22 protein-coding genes are annotated in these 16,812 nt (G+C 58.3%); 10 read left to right on the top strand and 12 right to left on the bottom strand.

Annotated features, from left to right (window positions below; all coding sequences use genetic code 11):
• Positions 1-19: 19 nt before the first annotated feature.
• Positions 20-187, bottom strand: a complete 168-nt coding sequence (locus ACEN84_RS00350) for an efflux RND transporter permease subunit (RefSeq protein ID WP_413709007.1) — start codon at positions 185-187, stop codon at positions 20-22.
• Between the two features lie 256 nt (positions 188-443).
• Positions 444-944, bottom strand: coding sequence for a hypothetical protein (locus tag ACEN84_RS00355; RefSeq protein WP_112718993.1), 501 nt, complete (start codon positions 942-944; stop codon positions 444-446).
• 133 nt (positions 945-1,077) lie between these two features.
• On the opposite strand from ACEN84_RS00355, the gene ACEN84_RS00360 reads away from it, so the two are divergent.
• The 3 genes from ACEN84_RS00360 (at position 1,078) to ACEN84_RS00370 (ending at position 3,678) form a co-directional block, all read left to right on the top strand.
• Positions 1,078-1,740 carry a response regulator transcription factor gene (locus ACEN84_RS00360; RefSeq protein WP_413709008.1) on the top strand — a complete coding sequence of 221 codons (663 nt, stop codon included), beginning with the start codon at positions 1,078-1,080 and terminating at the stop codon, positions 1,738-1,740.
• 11 nt (positions 1,741-1,751) lie between these two features.
• Entirely contained in the window at positions 1,752-3,101 is a 1,350-nt protein-coding gene (locus tag ACEN84_RS00365) for a sensor histidine kinase (RefSeq protein ID WP_413708833.1), read from the top strand.
• 151 nt (positions 3,102-3,252) lie between these two features.
• A complete protein-coding gene (locus ACEN84_RS00370) occupies positions 3,253-3,678 on the top strand; it encodes a sulfocyanin-like copper-binding protein (protein ID WP_112718991.1) in 426 nt (141 codons plus the stop codon).
• 154 nt (positions 3,679-3,832) lie between these two features.
• On the opposite strand, the gene ACEN84_RS00375 is transcribed toward ACEN84_RS00370, so the two are convergent.
• Entirely contained in the window at positions 3,833-4,030 is a 198-nt protein-coding gene (locus tag ACEN84_RS00375; RefSeq protein WP_148194597.1) for a hypothetical protein, read from the bottom strand.
• A gap of 344 nt (positions 4,031-4,374) precedes the next feature.
• On the opposite strand from ACEN84_RS00375, the gene ACEN84_RS00380 reads away from it, so the two are divergent.
• Complete coding sequence (locus ACEN84_RS00380) at positions 4,375-4,797, top strand: hypothetical protein (RefSeq protein ID WP_413708834.1); 423 nt, start codon at positions 4,375-4,377, stop codon at positions 4,795-4,797.
• 676 nt (positions 4,798-5,473) lie between these two features.
• Here ACEN84_RS00380 and ACEN84_RS00385 read toward each other — a convergent pair.
• A complete protein-coding gene (locus tag ACEN84_RS00385; RefSeq protein WP_130279572.1) occupies positions 5,474-5,764 on the bottom strand; it encodes a hypothetical protein in 291 nt (96 codons plus the stop codon).
• A 1,119-nt stretch (positions 5,765-6,883) separates the two neighbouring features.
• Between ACEN84_RS00385 and ACEN84_RS00390 the strand changes: the two genes are divergently transcribed.
• On the top strand, positions 6,884-7,063 hold the full coding sequence (locus ACEN84_RS00390; protein WP_112719047.1) for a DUF3309 family protein: 180 nt from the start codon (positions 6,884-6,886) through the stop codon (positions 7,061-7,063).
• A 244-nt stretch (positions 7,064-7,307) separates the two neighbouring features.
• Here the strand turns inward: ACEN84_RS00390 and ACEN84_RS00395 are convergent, their stop codons facing one another.
• Positions 7,308-7,523, bottom strand: a complete 216-nt coding sequence (locus ACEN84_RS00395; RefSeq protein ID WP_413708835.1) for a DUF3072 domain-containing protein — start codon at positions 7,521-7,523, stop codon at positions 7,308-7,310.
• 137 nt (positions 7,524-7,660) lie between these two features.
• Between ACEN84_RS00395 and ACEN84_RS00400 the strand changes: the two genes are divergently transcribed.
• Positions 7,661-8,362: a DUF72 domain-containing protein gene (locus ACEN84_RS00400; protein WP_413708836.1), complete on the top strand. Its 702-nt coding sequence runs from the start codon at positions 7,661-7,663 to the stop codon at positions 8,360-8,362.
• On the opposite strand, the gene ACEN84_RS00405 is transcribed toward ACEN84_RS00400, so the two are convergent.
• The 6 genes from ACEN84_RS00405 to ACEN84_RS00430 all read right to left on the bottom strand — a co-directional run bounded on the left by ACEN84_RS00405 (position 8,359) and on the right by ACEN84_RS00430 (position 12,996).
• On the bottom strand, positions 8,359-8,961 hold the full coding sequence (locus ACEN84_RS00405; RefSeq protein ID WP_413708837.1) for a J domain-containing protein: 603 nt from the start codon (positions 8,959-8,961) through the stop codon (positions 8,359-8,361). The genes ACEN84_RS00400 and ACEN84_RS00405 overlap by 4 nt on opposite strands.
• Before the next feature lie 360 nt (positions 8,962-9,321).
• The gene (locus ACEN84_RS00410; RefSeq protein ID WP_413708838.1) at positions 9,322-9,675 is read right to left on the bottom strand and encodes a hypothetical protein; all 354 of its coding nucleotides are present in this window, start codon (positions 9,673-9,675) and stop codon (positions 9,322-9,324) included.
• A 230-nt stretch (positions 9,676-9,905) separates the two neighbouring features.
• Positions 9,906-10,124 (bottom strand): hypothetical protein, encoded by a 219-nt coding sequence (locus ACEN84_RS00415; protein WP_148194603.1) that lies wholly within the window; start codon positions 10,122-10,124, stop codon positions 9,906-9,908.
• A complete protein-coding gene (xth, locus tag ACEN84_RS00420) occupies positions 10,121-10,921 on the bottom strand; it encodes an exodeoxyribonuclease III (RefSeq protein ID WP_413708839.1) in 801 nt (266 codons plus the stop codon). The genes ACEN84_RS00415 and xth overlap by 4 nt, the downstream gene beginning before the upstream one ends.
• A gap of 3 nt (positions 10,922-10,924) precedes the next feature.
• The gene (locus ACEN84_RS00425; protein WP_413708840.1) at positions 10,925-11,101 is read right to left on the bottom strand and encodes a DUF3606 domain-containing protein; all 177 of its coding nucleotides are present in this window, start codon (positions 11,099-11,101) and stop codon (positions 10,925-10,927) included.
• 1,019 nt (positions 11,102-12,120) lie between these two features.
• A complete protein-coding gene (locus ACEN84_RS00430; RefSeq protein ID WP_413709009.1) occupies positions 12,121-12,996 on the bottom strand; it encodes an SDR family oxidoreductase in 876 nt (291 codons plus the stop codon).
• Between the two features lie 247 nt (positions 12,997-13,243).
• Between ACEN84_RS00430 and ACEN84_RS00435 the strand changes: the two genes are divergently transcribed.
• The 3 genes from ACEN84_RS00435 (at position 13,244) to ACEN84_RS00445 (ending at position 15,676) form a co-directional block, all read left to right on the top strand.
• Positions 13,244-14,119: an alpha/beta fold hydrolase gene (locus ACEN84_RS00435; protein WP_413708841.1), complete on the top strand. Its 876-nt coding sequence runs from the start codon at positions 13,244-13,246 to the stop codon at positions 14,117-14,119.
• Positions 14,120-14,180: 61 nt separating this feature from the next.
• Complete coding sequence (locus ACEN84_RS00440) at positions 14,181-14,396, top strand: hypothetical protein (protein WP_413708842.1); 216 nt, start codon at positions 14,181-14,183, stop codon at positions 14,394-14,396.
• Positions 14,397-14,401: 5 nt separating this feature from the next.
• The gene (locus tag ACEN84_RS00445) at positions 14,402-15,676 is read left to right on the top strand and encodes a cation:proton antiporter (RefSeq protein ID WP_413708843.1); all 1,275 of its coding nucleotides are present in this window, start codon (positions 14,402-14,404) and stop codon (positions 15,674-15,676) included.
• A 50-nt stretch (positions 15,677-15,726) separates the two neighbouring features.
• On the opposite strand, the gene ACEN84_RS00450 is transcribed toward ACEN84_RS00445, so the two are convergent.
• Positions 15,727-16,032, bottom strand: a complete 306-nt coding sequence (locus ACEN84_RS00450; RefSeq protein ID WP_148194609.1) for a metalloregulator ArsR/SmtB family transcription factor — start codon at positions 16,030-16,032, stop codon at positions 15,727-15,729.
• A 456-nt stretch (positions 16,033-16,488) separates the two neighbouring features.
• Here ACEN84_RS00450 and ACEN84_RS00455 point away from each other — a divergent pair, with 456 nt between their 5' ends.
• Positions 16,489-16,707 (top strand): YMGG-like glycine zipper-containing protein, encoded by a 219-nt coding sequence (locus ACEN84_RS00455; protein WP_112719044.1) that lies wholly within the window; start codon positions 16,489-16,491, stop codon positions 16,705-16,707.
• Positions 16,708-16,812: the final 105 nt, after the last annotated feature.

The following is a 16,812-nucleotide window of genomic DNA, read 5'->3' on the forward strand; positions in this document are numbered from 1 at the left end:
ATGCATTCCGGAGTGTATCTCAGTGCGCGATCTGCGCCGGTTTTTCCTTGACCTCGGCCCAGTTCGACCGGCGTAAATGGTCGAGCAAGAGGTAGATCACGGGCGTCGTGTACAGTGTCAGCAACTGGCTGACCAGCAGGCCGCCAACGATCGCGTAGCCGAGCGGCTGGCGCAGTTCCGATCCCACTCCGTGCCCGATAGCAAGGGGCAGGCCTCCAAGCAAGGCTGCCATCGCGCCGTGGCCGGGATCGCAGGCTGTTCGTCCGCCATCAAGGGACAGGTCATCTGGACAAGCGTGCTTAATGTAGTCAGCGCGCAGCCGAGCTTGTCCGGTGCGGCAAGAGCCAAGGATTTGATCATGCCCGCCACTCCGTGAAAGACGCCGATAAACGCACGCCGACGATATAGGTTTCATCGGCGCGCGCCGGGTCATAGTCCGCCCTTCAACGGCGCAACTCACGTAGCGCTTCGCCGATTGGCCGGCCATGAGGCGGGGGACCAGGCGGGGGACGAAGTGCGTCAGTTCTTCCATTCTGATGGACGACGTAGCTAGCGTGCAGGAAGCCATGTTCGAAGCGGCCCTGGACGCTGACAGGCTCGTTGATGGCGACAATGCTTCCGCTCTCACCGGCAGGCCCCGTCTCGATCAGCGCGCGACCTGTCTCGTCCTGAACGATGAACTTGTTGCCGTATATTTCTGCTACCGTCCCTTTGACCGTGACGGTGCTCCAATCATCTTTCAGGCTGGAGATCGATGTCGGTGTCAAAGGTGCGAGGTCGACGCTTGGGCGTGTGAATTTCATTGCTGCCGCTCCGCCAACCGCTCCTATGGCGAGCACGGCAAAGGCTGCGATGCCAAACGCGGCTACGTGTGCTGCTCCTCTCCGTCCGCGTTGTGGTCGTTCCAGATGCGCCGCTTCGTGGGTCGCTGGGTCATTCGACATGTTCGGTCTCCAGGTTGTTTTGACGTGCCGACTATAGTCCTGACCGCCCGACAGAGCCTGAACGCCCATGTTCAGTTTGAGTTAAGCGAAAACGCCCTATTTCGGATGGAGCATAGGATGATGTGGATTGAACATGCGCATTCTTTTGGTGGAAGACGACGTCGATCTTTCGGGCCGCATCGCAGCCAGTTTGCGTGCGGAGAATTTTGTGGTTGATATCGCCCGAAACGGTGAGGACGGTGAGCATGCCGGTTTGACGGAAATCTATGACGTTGTGGTGCTCGACCTCGGTCTGCCAAAGAGTGACGGGGTCACGGTTCTTAAATTGTGGCGAAGCCAGGGGCGTAACTTTCCGGTCATGGTCCTGACGGCGCGTGAAGGATGGCCAGACAAGGTTGCGGCATTCAAGGCAGGGGCCGACGACTTCTTGACGAAACCCTTCCGCTTCGAAGAGCTTGTTCTTCGCTTGCGGGCTCTGGTCCGGCGCGCGGCAGGACACGCAGCTTCGATCGTGCAATGTGGCGACATATCCTACGATGCACAGCTCGGGACGTTCGAGCAGTCGGGACTTCCTCTCAAGCTGACAGCCTTTGAATGGCGCGTGCTTTCCTGTCTTATGCTGCGCAAGGAAACCATCATCGACAAGCGCGAGCTGCTCGAGAGGGTCTATGAAGGCGACGCCGATGTCGATTCCAATTCGATCGAAGTCATTGTTGCACGGCTGCGGCGCAAGATCGGGGCGGACCGGATCGAGACGGAGCGGGGGCGCGGCTACAGGCTGACGAAAGGGATTTGATTCGGGACGCTATGCGAAACCAGTCGACACTGGCGGGCCGGCTTATATGGTTCTCGGTCGCCTACGCCTCGCTGGCGGTGATTGTCACGTCGCTTGTACTTTGGTTCGTCATTGCCGGCGTTGTCAGAGAGCAGGTTGATCAACGCCTGGACCTTCAGATCGAGACCATCCGCAATGCAATCGTCATCGGCGCTGATGGCGGTGTCGGCTTGCGAGGATCTGTGGATGGCCCTCCTTTCGACCGGCAAGGTTCCGGTTGGTATTGGCAGGTCGAGGCAAAGGGCCAAAGGCTGTCGTCGCGTTCTCTTGGCAGCGAAACGATCGAGAGCCCACCGTCGCCGTTTGACTGGCGTCGGTTGCTGACAGGCACCTCACAAGCAGCCGACGGAGGTGACGGCCGCGGTGGGGATCTGCACTTCCGGGTCGCGAGGACTTTTGTCGGCGGAACCGGTTTGGAGATTGTCGCCTCTGCCCCCTCATCTGCGTTGAGCGTCCCCTCGAAGAGGGCATTGGTCTTTCTGGTTCCCGCGATGCTGATACTGGGTGCCTGCTTGATCATCGGAAGTGTTCTTCAGGTGCGCTTTGGACTTTCTCCGCTTCGCAGGCTTTCCGGTCAAATCGCTGAGATCGCGACGGCGCAGCGATCCGCCCTGCCGCCAGCACAAGCTGCCGAGCTTTTTCCAATAGTGGAGGAAATCAACCATCTGGTCGAAGCCAACAGACTTCGTCTGGCCCAGACCAGGCTTCAGTTTGCCAACCTGGCCCATGGGCTAAAAACACCAGTGGCAAGCCTTGGTCTTGCTCTCAATGATGATAACGATCCAAGCGGAGCGTCGAGGGCGCTCGTGGCGCGCATTGACCGGAACATCCGACATCACCTCGGTAGGACACGGTCCAGCTTTGCCGATGCAGGTCATTACTTTTCGATCGAGCTGGCTCCAAGGATCGACGATATTCTGGAGATGATGTCGAGGATCTACGCGGACCGCAAGATCGTCATCAGGAATAGCGTTTCGAGTGGGACCTTTCTGAACTGTTCTCCGGAGGATGCAGACGAGATACTGGCAGGCATCATCGATAACGCCTTCAAATGGGCCGCTTCGGAGGTTCAAATCTCAAGCACAATCGAGCAGGACAATGTCGCCGTCGTCATCGCGGATGACGGCCCGGGCATCGAGGAAGCCTTTATCGGTGACGTCCTTTTCCCGGGACGCCGGCTGGATGAGACGAAGCCAGGCGATGGGTTCGGGCTTACTATCGCGGCCGAGCTGGCTGAAATGTACGGTGGTTCGGTCGAACTGGCGGTGCGACAAAGTCATGGCCTGGTGGTGACGATCAGACTTCCGGTCGCCATGCGTTGATCAGCCAGACGCTCTGTGCCCGCAGGAATACTGTCGTTGCCTCGCGCCTGAACGATGACGCGAATATTTCTGTTATTTCTTGATTTCAGGTAACTGTCAGATTTCGCCCCTATGTGCCTCTGGTTTTGTTCAATCCAGGAGACCTGAACGCATGCTGCAAAACAAGAGCATTTTTGCTACGCTTTTAACGCTGTGCCTCGCGACGCCAGCGCTTGCCGCAACAACGGTGACGGTGACGGAAGGCGGAGAGGGCGGCGGACCAATGACCCTGACCGTCGACCAGCCGACCGTGAAGGCAGGCGACGTGCTGTTCAAGGTCCACAATGATGCGATGACCGAGGAACATGAAATGGTTCTGGTCAAGCTCAAGAGTGCCGACCAGCAGGTCTCCGTCGTCAAGGGCAAGCATCGCGTGGATGAGAAGCAGCTCAAGAGCCTAGGCGAAGTGTCCGACCTCAAGCCTGGGGCCGACGGCACACTGAAGGCCAAGCTCGCTCCAGGTTCTTATCTCTTGCTCTGCAACATCAAGGGGCATTACGAAGCGGGCATGCATGCCACTCTGACTGCAGTCAAATAAGCCGCCGTCGGGCGGCGTGGCGCCGCCAGACATCTTATTCGGGGCATGATGCGTCACTCTGCGGCATCCTTGCGCATAACACTTGCGGAGAGAAGAAGGCTTCTCGCCAACGCGTCACGCAAACGTAAGCCGTTTGGGTCTTTGAGCATCTGGTCTAGAAGCAGTGGATCTCGTCGCAAGACGGATCGGCTGCTTCTTCCTGTGGGCCATCAGGTTCGACTGTCGCTGGTGCTGCAAATCCGATGTCGGCAAGAATTTGTGCTTTCGTCGCAATGGAGAACGCCTCGATGGCATTGATGAGGTCTTCTCGTCCGCCTCGACGATAGATTTCGGTCGCTTTTGCAAAAATCATGACGTCTCCCTCGCTGCGCACGCTCAGGCGTGCGCGCGATCCTTCGGAAGTAGGAGGAGCAAGGTGTTAGTCAACTCATCCGAAAGCGGTAGAGCGCGGCCAGCAGACGTGCATCAGCCGATCTCAACGTCCGGCATTCGCAGGAGGCCGGGCACTGCCCGGCAGCCTCGATGATATTAGGCCTTCAATCGTCCTTTTGCGTCGCAACTTGCTCGGTCATTGCGGCCAGGGGCAAGCGGCGGTCTTTGCCGCGTGAAACCCTCGTCACCTCGCTACTTATATCTCGACTTTCTTCTGCCGCCATGCAACTAAAGGTCGTCTGCCTTAGTGCCCAGGGGATTGATGTGTCAGTCAGCTATGACGAAATTCTGGCCGCAGCAAATGCAGCACTGGAGCCAACGGCTGCGGCATATACAGCGGTGCACGACAATGCTGGCAGCGCGAAGGTCAAGGCAGCGGTCGCACGTGCCTGGAAGGCAGTTCATGAAGCAGCAGAGCTTGTCTTAGAGGCGGATCAACATGCGCTGAAGCGCTCGACATTTCGCGGCAACGACTTGAAAGAGTTGATCGGCATTGGAGTGGCCTTGGTGGAAGGGTCGATGAAGAAGACCATGGAACAACCGCGCCAGGTCGCCAATCTTTTGCATGAGATCGAGACGGTGCTCCGAAACGTGTTCCGCTCGCTGAAAATCGTCGACGCGAGAGTTGAGGCTATCACAAAATTAACGAGCCCAGAACCCATTCGTGCCTCGTCGTCGGAGCGCTGACCGTGCCTTGACAGGCCGGGGTGGCATGTGGCGTGCAGTTCGGCTGTCGCGGGACCGTCGACCCCTCAATATCTTTAGAAACTCGCGGCGACTAGGCTCATCGATCACGACCTTCCTCACGCTTGGTTGTGCGCTTTATGTGTCAGCTGCTCCAGCGGTGTCTTCAACGCGTCCCACTGACCACACTATTGGCGCTTGGCCCCAAGCTGACGATATCAAGGAGCTCAGACATGCTGAAGAAGACCACTCCGAGCAGGACAAAAATTGCCAAGCTGAGCAGCGCCGTTCGTTTTTTCATAGCGCAGAGCTAACGCCGTAGCGACACGCAACAATCGGACTTAGGTCCGACGTCTTTCTAAGATTTCCAAGTTCTGCAGTCTTGTCGGCCGGGGTTGACGTCGCTGAGGCCTGGGCGCGAGCTCTTGCGGGGATATAGAACACCGCAAAGAAGCCTCGACAATTGCGCGGAGCTTATCCATCGAGGCGGGCGCCGCTCGCCCAACAGGCGCGTGCTTTCGTGACGGACAGCGGCAAACCGTGCGCACGAAGCGACATCGTCCCGCATGGTGTGTACCACAATTTTGTTGACGATCGGCCGATGCAGTTGCATCCGGCGGAGGCGTATCGTGGTCGATGATTGCTTGAGCCGAGGCGCCAATCCCGACGATGGGGCAATTCACCGACTGTTGCGCTCGATCAGGCGATTGAGCTTGCCGTTGCCCCAGGAGTGATAAGATGCGCGAACCGGATTTCGGGGCTGCGGGGCAAGGCGGCGGTTGATGACGGACGAAAACAGCAGACGCTTGAGACGCGCATGGCCTCGGACGCCATGGCTGTACAAGTCGTGAAGCAGGGCGCGAATTTCGAACCATTCATCCTCTGATGAGATCGGCAGATCCTCCTCCAGCTCGCGCAGTATCTGGAGACAGGTTTCGCTCAACGGAGATTCTGTGCTTTCTTCCACCATGTTACAGGGACGATCCGCGCTCCAAGCTGGTAAGACACTTAAATTCGGTCAGACGTTTAAACGAAAATTGCAATTACGAAAAGCCCGCCGTACTTAAGGAGGCACCCCACAATGTCGGTTCTGCTGCTCAAGCCTCGCCGGCGAGCGCCTTGATCAATTCGAACAGGCTTTGTGATCATGACGAATGCTTATTCAGCGGGCCTGCCTCTTGGGGAGGCGGCGGGTCTTTGACTGCAAGAAGTGCAGCGTCGTGATCGTCAGTGTGGATATTTATTCACCGAAAGGCACTACCGGAGTGGTCCCGGGTATGCCCGCAACTGCTGCAATCGGCCAACCCAATCCGGTCCGACCTAGTTCGTATTGTTGCACGTCCTGAAAAACAATGGCCAGCTTCAGGCAGAGCGGCTGAGATATTTTGAGAATTCTCCGGCATTGCAAACGCGCGCCCACATCAACGTCGACCTGCGACGGGATGGAAGGCGGGCGTCGTGACATGACGGACCGTTTCTGATGGTTGGTCTCGGTAGAGGACGCGTGGGGTGCGAAGAGGCAATCCGACCGATCGGCGCGAATGTTCCTGCAAGCGCCGTAAGCGAAGAATGACACGAATGAAGGTGGTGAGCACTCTGTCGGTCTAGCCCGTCAAGCAGCGCCCCGGTATGCCGTCACTCGCTGCCGGGGTGTTGCGACGCAGTCTGAAAGCGGCAGGTGGGCTAGGCACTACCGCAATGGCCGCAACTGCCCCCGGCGGTCAAAGTCCTGCAAGTTGAGGACGTCGACCATCCGATCGGCTTCTGGTCCGTCCAAGCAGTCGAGCGTGACGCCATGAAACTCTGCCGGCCATCCCGTAAATATGTCGATGACGGAATAATTCCGATCTAACGGGTTCTTCGAGATTTGGTAGCGTAAATGATCCATTGTGAAGACAAAATAACGTCGGTGCCACCGCGATCAAGAGGCTTGAGGATCAGCTGCCACTCCTATCACAACGGCTTTGTAAGGCGAGCCCGATTCGCTCGCGCATCAAGTTGGAGGCAACCTAGACATAAGGACTCTAGGCCCTAACTAACTGATTGCAGTGCCGTAATGGCAAAACTATCAATGGCGAAGGATGCTCATATGACAACACTCATAATCATCATTGTTCTTATACTCCTCCTCGGCGGCGGCGGCGGCTACTACGCCCATGGCAGATATGGCGGGCGCGGCTTGGGGGGCGTGCTTGGCCTTGTCGTTGTCATCCTGTTGGTACTTTGGCTGCTTGGTGCGCTGCATGGAGGCGCTGCCCCGCCAGTTTGATCTGCCAGGTTGGGTGGCGGCAGAGGTCGCCACCCGCCCCATGCCTTGGACAATTCGATCGAGCAGAGCGGCGCGCATGCCCCCTAATGAGACCCGGTCGATGGCGATCGCGTTGAACTTCGATGTCATGACGGCTACGGCGGCGAGACCTCCAGAGCACGATAGTCGACCGTTGCCAATGCCGTTTGCACCCGACGCAAGTGAGCCGCGTCGAAAGCACCTTGTGCGCCGGCGCGCCCCTTCGTCATTCCAGGTCGAGTGAGCGGCGTAGGTCCTCGATCCGCTTGGAGGCCTCTGCTTTTGTCAGGTCTTCCGAGAAGGCGTCAGAACGGTGGGCCTGCTCCGACAAGGTCTTGAGGTAGGAGCTTTGCGCCCCGGTCATTGGCTCGTCGCCACTCACCCAGTCGTCCGGGTCCTTCTGTGTGTTCGACGAACTATCCGGTTTTGAATTTTCATGCATGCCGATCTCCTGAAAACTGAAGTCGTTCCCCAAACGTTCCGGAAGCGCAGTGGTTCCAATCTATGTTCGTTGGCGTGGAACCAGGTTCAGGTCTGCTCCGTTTCGCCTTGATGATTGTCAGCTGCGAGGACATCGATTTGCCGACCATCGCTACGGCGGGCTGGTCCATTCCAAAGAAAAACGCCGATCGGTTCGCTGAAGAAGGAAGCGCCCTGACACGATATGCTTCCATCTTCGACGGCGTAGAGGTCAATTCGACCTTCTACCGCCGACACAGGCCGTCCACCTTCGCGCGATGGGTCGACGCAGTACCGGATGCATTCCTGTTCTCGGTAAAGCTTCCGAAGGAGGTCACTCACGAGCGAGCGATGAGAGACATCGCTGCGCCGTTCCAGACGTTCCTTGGCGATATCGCGCCATTGGACAAAAAGCGCGGACCTCTTCTTTGCCAGCTGCCGCCGTCGCTTGCCTTTAATGCTGAGGTGCTCGCACCGGCCTTCAAGATAATGCGCGACGCCGATGATGGACCGGTTGTTGTTGAGGCACGACACGCGAGCTTTTCGTGCAGCGAGGCATTGGATCTATTAAAGGCATATGCGATGGACCGTGTTCTTGCAGATCCTGCGCCGGTCTGGCCAGCAAACAATTTTGACGGGCGACCAAAATACATTCGTCTGCATGGCACGCCAAAAATTTACTATTCAAGCTACAGCAAGGAGGAAATCCGTTCATTCTGCGATCTACTGGCGTCGGACAGCTGGTGCGTTTTCGACAATACAGCTTCGGGCGCTGCAATCGAAAACGCAATGACGATGCGCCAGCTCCGCGAGCCATCCTAACAGAAGCCGCTGCCTTTGAGGATTCTATAGGCATTGATCGTGCCCCTAAGGCGATCCTCCGACTGCCGATCCCCGCTATTGGCGTCCGGATGGTCGAGTTTAAGCCGCTCTTTATATCGACGTTTTATATCGTCTGCGGTGGCATCACGCGGGAGCGCGAGCGTGTCAAAGGCCTGGGCTTCAAGTGGCCTCAGCTTTCGCAACGAAATAGTGCCGGTCGGCTGGACGGCTTTTCCGCGCGCTTTCAGTGACTTTGCCGAACCCGAGGGTATCGACGAGGGCAGTGGCGTCTCCAAAGCCTGGTGATGTGTTCTGACGCCACGCGCCGGAATTCTGCCAGCGGCGGCGTCGAGCTGATATCTCGCGACGACGGGGTCTGATTTGCTTGGCGAGTAGTCGTAGCCCTTGTTGTACTGTCTCGAGTGTCCAGCGCAAAACATCAGGTAGAGCCCGTCGGCGGCGCCCCCAACCGGTGCGCGGTGAGTGCCGGCGCTTTCGCATCCTTCCCACTGACACTTCGGGCCAGTCGGCTCCTGTGTTGCGCTGCGCCGTCCACTGCGTGTTGGCCGGATGCCAACGAAGATCTTATTATCGCTCATTGGACTGCTATATGGCGAACACTTTGTGCAGGGCAAGCGTGCGATCGATCATCGTATCCTGACGGCAAACCTCGCGAGCCCTCAAGGCATAGTGTGACGGCGGTTCGGCCGGCAGTTACGACCGCGTCTCCCCCTTTGACCTCCGCTCTCGCGGCCGGCGGTGACGTTCTTGAACGCAAACGAGATTGCACCGGTCTGTTCGGGTGACAGGTTCGAGCTCTCTTCACATCCCTGGCGTCCTATCGTCGTGGATCATTGCGCTATGGACACTGAAAGACGGCGGGCTCGGCCTGAGGATGGATAAAAGAAAAGGCTCGTCGCATTCCGGTACGACGAGCCTTTGGCATGCAGGGGTCTCGATCATCTTACTCTACTGCCCCGGCTGACACAAAGTAACAGCTCTAAGCTGTAGGGCAATTCATCCGAAAGACGTAGTTCACCAACCGGTAGGTTGTAACGGACTTTCCCTCCGAAGAGATTTCGCCCTTTGACCTTGTAGGCCATCCCCAGCAACGCTCGGAGCAATTCTTGTCGTTCTCGCTGAGCAGCGGGCGCAGTCTGTGCTGATCGGTCTCCCATTCGCTGCTCCCAGAGTTCCCGGCACTCGGTCTCCAATGCTCTTTTGCCGCAGTAATCTTTGATGAGGCCATGAACCATGGAGATTTCGTCAGGTTCAATCGGCTGCTTGCCGCGCCTGCCGAATGCCTGAAACATCCCATCGCCTAACCATGCCTATCAAGCGCGCAGACCATAGGCTGAGGAGACGCAGACGCAACGACATATCAAATGCGCGCGCCAGGAAGCGCGGCGGTTATGAAGGCCCAGCTCTCCTGTCGAACAAGCGCCGTCAGGATTGGCGATATGGTAACACGTCGATGCGATCGTTGGACCCATTGCTGCACGGCAGCCGAGGCTTTGCGCGGTCGACAGCTGGCCGCCACGGTTCAATTCTTGTCGGCGGACGGCCAGTCGTTTGCAGGTTCCTCGACCACCGCACTGCCATCTTCCGCAGGGTCGGGGTCACGATCAAGCGCCATCCGCAGCTCATCGACCTCTTCGACGATCGCCCGCAAGACATCCTCATGCCTCGCTCCGGCAACCACGAAGGTGTCGACAAAATCTTCCAGCCGGTCGCGCAACCGCGCTCTCCATGTCTCGGTCATGATTTCCTCCTCTTCTTTACGATCTTGTCGCTGAGCTCGATCCATACGGGCGCGTGATCGCTTGTGTGGTCCCAACCGCGCACGTCTCTATCGACTTGCGCCGCCGACAGACGGTCCGCCGCCCCAGGGCTCAGGAGGACGTGGTCGATCCGAAGACCCGCATCACGGGCAAAAGCGTTTCGGAAGTAGTCCCAGAATGTATAGATGCGCTCGCCCGGGTAAAGGTGGCGCAGGGCATCTGTCCAGCCCTGATCAACAAGATCCTCATAGGCCTGCCGCACTTCGATCCTGAACAACGCGTCATTCGTCCAGCGCTCCGGCTTATAGACATCCAACTCCGTTGGCATGACGTTATAATCGCCGGCAAGCACGACTGGAACATCCAGCTCCAGCAGTTCCCTGGCATAGTCCTGCAAACGCTTGAACCAACGTAGCTTGTAGTCGAATTTCGGTCCTGGATAGGGGTTGCCGTTGGGAACATAGAGACCGCCGATCACCATTCCGTCGACGATGGCCTCGATATAGCGGCTGTGTTCATCAGCCGGCTCCCCTGGAAGCCCTCTCCTCGTAAGATGCGGGTGCTGTCCTTTGGCAAGGATCGCCACACCGTTCCAGGACTTTTGGCCATGCCAGACGGCGCCATAGCCAGCTGCCTCGATGGCTTTGACGGGAAACTTATCCTGCGGCGCCTTGAGCTCTTGCAGGCAAACGATATCGGGATCCGCCTCCTGCAACCACCGTAGGAGGACTTCCAGCCGGCCGTTGACGCCGTTGACATTATACGTCGCGATCTTCACGGCTCAGCGGCGACTGATGTCTGCATCCACGTTCTTGCGACAGTTTCCAGCGCTCTTGATGGCCTTCTTAACAGCGTCTGCAGAAACGCCCTGCTTCTTTGCTTCATATCGAACCTCGTAATCCTGACCGCCCGCTACTCTTTCTCGGTCCTGAGCACGTCCTCTCGATGTGGTTGCCATGGACAGTTTCCGGATATATTGCCTCGGTATGCAGAAACGATCGAAGAATCAGTAAGTTCCATGGGCCGGGAGCATGATGGTTTGAAGGATGGAGCAGCCATCATCGTCGAACAACCTGGGGCGGGACAGACACAGCCATCGCGTCAGTTGTTGCTGCAGATGCGGATGCAGGATACTAAGGCTCCGGCTGCAAGCAACCCCCGGCCGTGGAACCGATTTGCCGGGTAGGCCATTTCTGACGCATGCAAACGCGAAGCCTTTTCCTCATTATTTCGCAACCCGTCGCCTGCTGACGGGACATCGATTGGTCTTGGCGGGGGCATTAGGCGCTGTGACGGTCTGGTCAGTTGGTGGATGGATTGGCGGCCTGCCGAAGGAATGGTGCATGTTGTCCAACATGATCGGAAGCCTCGTCACCCTTTTATCCTGCTCATCATACAGCACTCGCAGAACCGCGGTATAGCGGCGCTTCAAGTGAAAGTGGGCGAGCTGGATCCGATCAAGCGATGCCGGTATCCATATGATCGGCATCGAGCGAGCCGAGGCAGACGAGCTGTCGCGGCTTGCGAGCGTTCTTCGGGCAGGCCCGTGACTGCGCCGGCGATCCTGCTCCTGTTCCACGGCCTCCTCGACGCACTCTGTCGGCTAACCGCTTGCTCATCTCGCGCAGTTTAGAGACGGACCGATCACGCGTGAATGCGGGACGTTGCGATGGGCGTATGGCAGGAACGGTGCCGGCTGCTGCGCCTTGTCGCTCGGATGGCCAAAAACCTCTTCCTTAGATGGCTCACCTGCCGAGATCTTTTTCGCCACCGGTTACGAACCCTCGCAAGCCCAATACGCCAAGTCCACTCGCGGCATTTCCCAGCGGGACTGTGATCAGCACGACGACACATTCTCCGAGTTTCATGTTCGAGCCGATGCCATCATGAGATTTCTCGCATCGACATCGCTGCTGCCGTACAATGGAGCGCTTGGATGGCGTGTCTGTTGGTCCGCATCGGCGTTTAGCCGCTCTCTCACGGTTGCCCGCCGCCGCCTGCTGCGCCATAAATTTGTCCGGTGGCGTAACTGGCCTCAGGATCTGCGAGCTGAACGTAGATGGACGCCAGTTCTGCCGGCTGTCCCGGGCGCCCCATCGGTGTGTCGCCTCCGAACTTTTCCAGCTTTTCCATCGTGGCGCCCCCGCTGACCTGCAGCGGAGTCCAGATTGGGCCGGGCGCGACACCGTTGACACGGATGCCTTTGGGGCCGAGCTGCTTGGCCATCGATTTGGTGAAATTCATCATCGCGGCCTTTGTCATGGCGTAGTCGACGAGGTTCTCTGAAGGATCATATGCCTGCTCCGAGGTTGTCTGGATAATCACGGAACCTGGCTGCATGTGCTTGAACGCTGCCCTTGTCAGGAGGAAGGTTGCGTAGATATTGGTTTTCATAGTCGCGTCGAACGCCTCGTAGGTGATCTCTTCGATCGACTTTGCTTGCTGTTGGCGGCCGGCATTGTTGACCAGTATGTCGAGGCCGCCGAGCGCACCCACCGCATCTTCTACCAGTTTTTCACAGAAGGCCGCATCCCGCAGGTCGCCGGGAAGCGATATGCCTCTACGGCCTTCCTTCTGGATCAGCGCGATCACCTCCCGTGCATCGGGCTCCTCATCCGGAAGATAGTTGATGGCGACATCAGCGCCTTCGCGGGCGTAAGCGATGGCTGCCGCGCGACCCATGCCGGAATCGCCCCCGGTGATCAGCGCCCTGCGTCCCGCAAGGCGGCCAGAACCCTTATAGGAAGCCTCCCCGTGATCGGGCTTGGGCACCATCCTGCCGGCAAGGCCTGGAAATGGCTGACTCTGCTTCTGGAATGGCGGTTTCGGGTACTTTGTCGTAGGATCATCCATCTGTGCATTCTCCTGCGTGTTCGAGGCCGACCAGGCGAAGCCTTGGAAAGCCGAGGCTGCGAGCGTTACGCTTGCCGCAGCAATCACCGATCGCCGGGCCATGGGGACGGAGTGTTTGGGTGTCATGACAGCTCTTTCAGCGTTCGCGGCTTCGGTTGCCCACCAACTTAGGTAACGCTGCGAGGTTCCCTGCTTCGGAACCAAGAGTGCCCTTATGGTGTTGCGTCCTTCAATCGGGAGTACCATCATGCCGCACCTTGAAACGGACAGCCTGCGAATAGTCTTCGACGAAACTGGAGTGCGTCATGGCCAGCCGGTTCTCTTTCTTCACGGATGGCCCGACGACGCTTCCACATGGTCGTCTGTCACGTCGCTGCTGGGGAACCGGGATCTTCGACTGATTGCGCCATACTTGCGGGGGTTCGGTCCGACCGTATTTCGCAACGGCAATGCATTGCGCAGCGCGAACGGTGGCGCCCTCGCTATGGACGCCATAGCCCTCATGGATGGCCTGGGCATTGAGCGGTTTTCCGTCGTTGGCCACGACTGGGGCTCAAACATCGCCGAAGCCCTCGCCATTGGCTGGCCCGAGCGCGTCGACCGGATGGCGCTGCTTTCGTCGCTGCCGCGTATGGGCGGTTTGAAGACCCCTTCATTTCGGCAGGCCCAGCGATACTGGTACCATTGGTTCATGGCGACGAAGCGCGGAGCTGAGGCGATCCATGACGATCCGCATGGCTTTGCCCGCATCCAGTGGGAAAACTGGGGGCCTGACGGCTGGTTTGACGAGGCAACTTTTGCCTCGGTATCGAAGTCCTTCGATAATCCGGACTGGGTCGCTGTCACGCTGCACAGCTATAGGGTTCGTTGGGGGGAAGCCGAGCCCGATCCGCAAAGCGCATGGCTTGAAGACCGCGTCAGGCAGACACAGTCGCTCTCGCTGCCGACGGTCTACTTCCAGGGGCTGGAAGATGGCGTCAATCCGCCTGAGCTCTCCGAACACTTGCACGAAAAGTTCTCGGGCCCCTTTGAAAGGATCATTCTTCAGAATGTCGGACATTTTCCGCAACGCGAGGATCCGCAAACCGTAGCGCGAGAACTTGCCATATTCCTTGAGCAATAGGGCCCTAGGAACAGGTAGGCTGCAGTCGACGTTTATCTTGTTGGCCGAAGAGACCATGTTCATGTTCAAAACGACCGACGCCGATCTCGAACCGCGCAGTGGCAGCCCGAGCGCCCGGCGACCTGAGGGGAAGATCAAGCGCCGCTTCATGAGCCAGTGTAGGGACGCAGCGCATCAAAAGCTGTCGTTGGAGCTCGCAAAGGTCTTCGATGCAGCCCGGGATGCAGACAAGCACGTCGCGGCTGGATCCGCCATCATACCCGCGTGGGAGAGATGACCGGAGTGAACACCTACGTCGTTACGCTCCTGATCTTCGGCGCCGTGGTTTTGTTGACCGCCTGGCTGCCCATGGCGCTGAGGCGGGTCCCTCTTTCTTTGCCCATCTGCTGCATTGCCATCGGAATGGCACTCGCCTGGTCTCCATTCACGCCTCTGCCGCAGTTCAACCCGCTGGAGAATGTAAAATGGGCCGAGCACTTGACGGAGTTCGTGGTCGTCGTTGCCTTGATGGGGGCTGGCCTGAAGATCGACCGGCCGCTCGGTTGGGCACGATGGATGATCACCTGGAGATTGCTGGGGATCGCCATGCCTATCTCGATTGCCGCGATCGCGCTTCTTGGGTGGAGCGTCCTCGGTCTTGGAGCAGCGTCTGCTCTTTTACTCGGTGCAGCACTCGCACCCACCGATCCTGTTCTTGCAGCAGATGTTCAGGTGGGGCCGCCGCAGACAGGTGAGGAAGACGACATCCGTTTCGCGTTGACGTCGGAGGCCGGCCTGAATGACGGGCTGAGCTTTCCTTTTGTAATGGCGGCGATGGCAATCGCCGGCAGCACGGCCGGTCATTCGGACTGGGTCTTGCCCTGGCTGGCTGTCGACGTCGTCTGGAAGCTCGCCGTGGGCGCCGGAACGGGATGGATTGTCGGCCGCGCGCTTGGATACCTCACCTTTAAGGTTCCGGAACGAAGCCGGATCGCACGAACTGGCGACGGGCTTGCAGCGCTCGGTTTCACCTGCGTGGCCTATGCGATCGCCGAACTCGTCCATGGATATGGGTTCGTGGCGGTGTTTGTTGCTGCGCTGGCGTTGCGCAGTGTCGAACGACACAGCAGCTTCCATGGCGAGCTTCACGATTTCGGCGAACAAATAGAGCGAATGCTGATGATGGTGCTGCTCGTCTGCTTCGGATCAATCGTCGCTGAAGGATCGCTTCTGCAAAAGGTGGATTGGCGAGTGGCAGTGGTCGCTGTTGTGACCCTTTCGCTTGTGCGACCGCTGGCGGGTTGGATCAGCCTGATCGGCTGCCGGCATTCCGTTGCGGAAAAGGCGATTGTTTCAGTGTTCGGCATCCGTGGATTAGGATCGATCTACTATCTCGCCTACGCATCCGGGAAAGTGCAGTTCGAAGGAATAGAGACAATATGGGCAACAGTTCTCGTCATTATCCTGGCGTCAATTGTGCTGCACGGCATTGCTGTGACGCCGGTGATGCGGTGGATCGACCGGCGACGCGGCGTCGACAAGATGAAGCCGGCGCCAACGCCTGGCGCGGCCGATTGATTACCTGTTTGCCGGGCTGCCAGCTGGGCGCAACCCCGATCACCGGAAATCTACGCGCCCGGCGGGCGGGATCCAAAGATCTCGTCGAGGGCTCGCAACAAACTGAGGATCCGGTGGTCGTCGGTCCGGTAAAAGACCGTTTGAGCGCTCCGCCTCGTTTTTACCAGCTTGTCCGCGCGCAGTTTGGACAAGTGCTGTGAGAGCGCCGATTGTGAGAGGTCCACGTGAAGCATCAGGTCACCGACCGATATTTCCTTGTGGGCCAGAACGAGCAGTATCTTCAAGCGATTTTCGTTAGCCATCGCGGACAGCAAGGCGGCTTTGTCCTCAAGGGCGTCGTCCGGTTCTAAGGTCATCGAGGGATCCGAGAATGCTGGTCACGATGCGTGGCGCCGCCAGTGTAGATCGGCTCTCAGGCAATGCAATTAAATATTCTAACGACGCTATGTTTTTCGTGCCGCACGATAAGCGAGAATCAAATGGCGCAGGGTGTTTGGCGAGATCTCCAAGAATACCGACATCGGCGTTTCGCCCTTAATTGGCGCGCGCGGGTGCGTTGACGTCGAGACAAACCCGTTGCGGCGACTTCACTCATGATCGAATCGATCTCTGCGAAGGCGCGCATCGAAACAATGCCTGCGGTAGGCAGAGGTCGGACCTTGGTCCGATGCGACGACGCGGACGGAACAAAACCTGACTGGTGCGGTTTGAGGGAGACCAAACGCCTCGCGTCGTGGGGCTGCGGACAACCAAGGAAACTCGTCATGTTCAAAAACCTATCACTTGTTTTGGCTTTCACCGCGACCTTGCCGATGTTGACGGCTTGCACAGCCACCGAGAAGGGGACCGCAATAGGCGCGGGAACGGGTGCCGTCATCGGCGGAGCCGTCACGAATAGCTGGGGAGGAGCCGCGGTTGGTGCGGTTGCCGGTGGCGTCGCAGGCGCTTTGATCGGCCGTTCGACCGAACATAGAGGCTATTGCATCTATCGCGATCAGTACGGCCGCAAGTACGAGGCGCGGTGCCGCTAGGCCGTCGGGTCGTTCGGTATCCGCTCCAGCTTGTACGGGGACCGTTGCTCGCTCGCGAGAAATTGGTTCCCGAACAACTGCGCAGAAAACCAGGACCGCTAGGTT

It is taken from the genome of Rhizobium sp. Rhizsp82, assembly GCF_047325115.1.
Classification (GTDB): Bacteria; Pseudomonadota; Alphaproteobacteria; order Rhizobiales; family Rhizobiaceae; genus Rhizobium.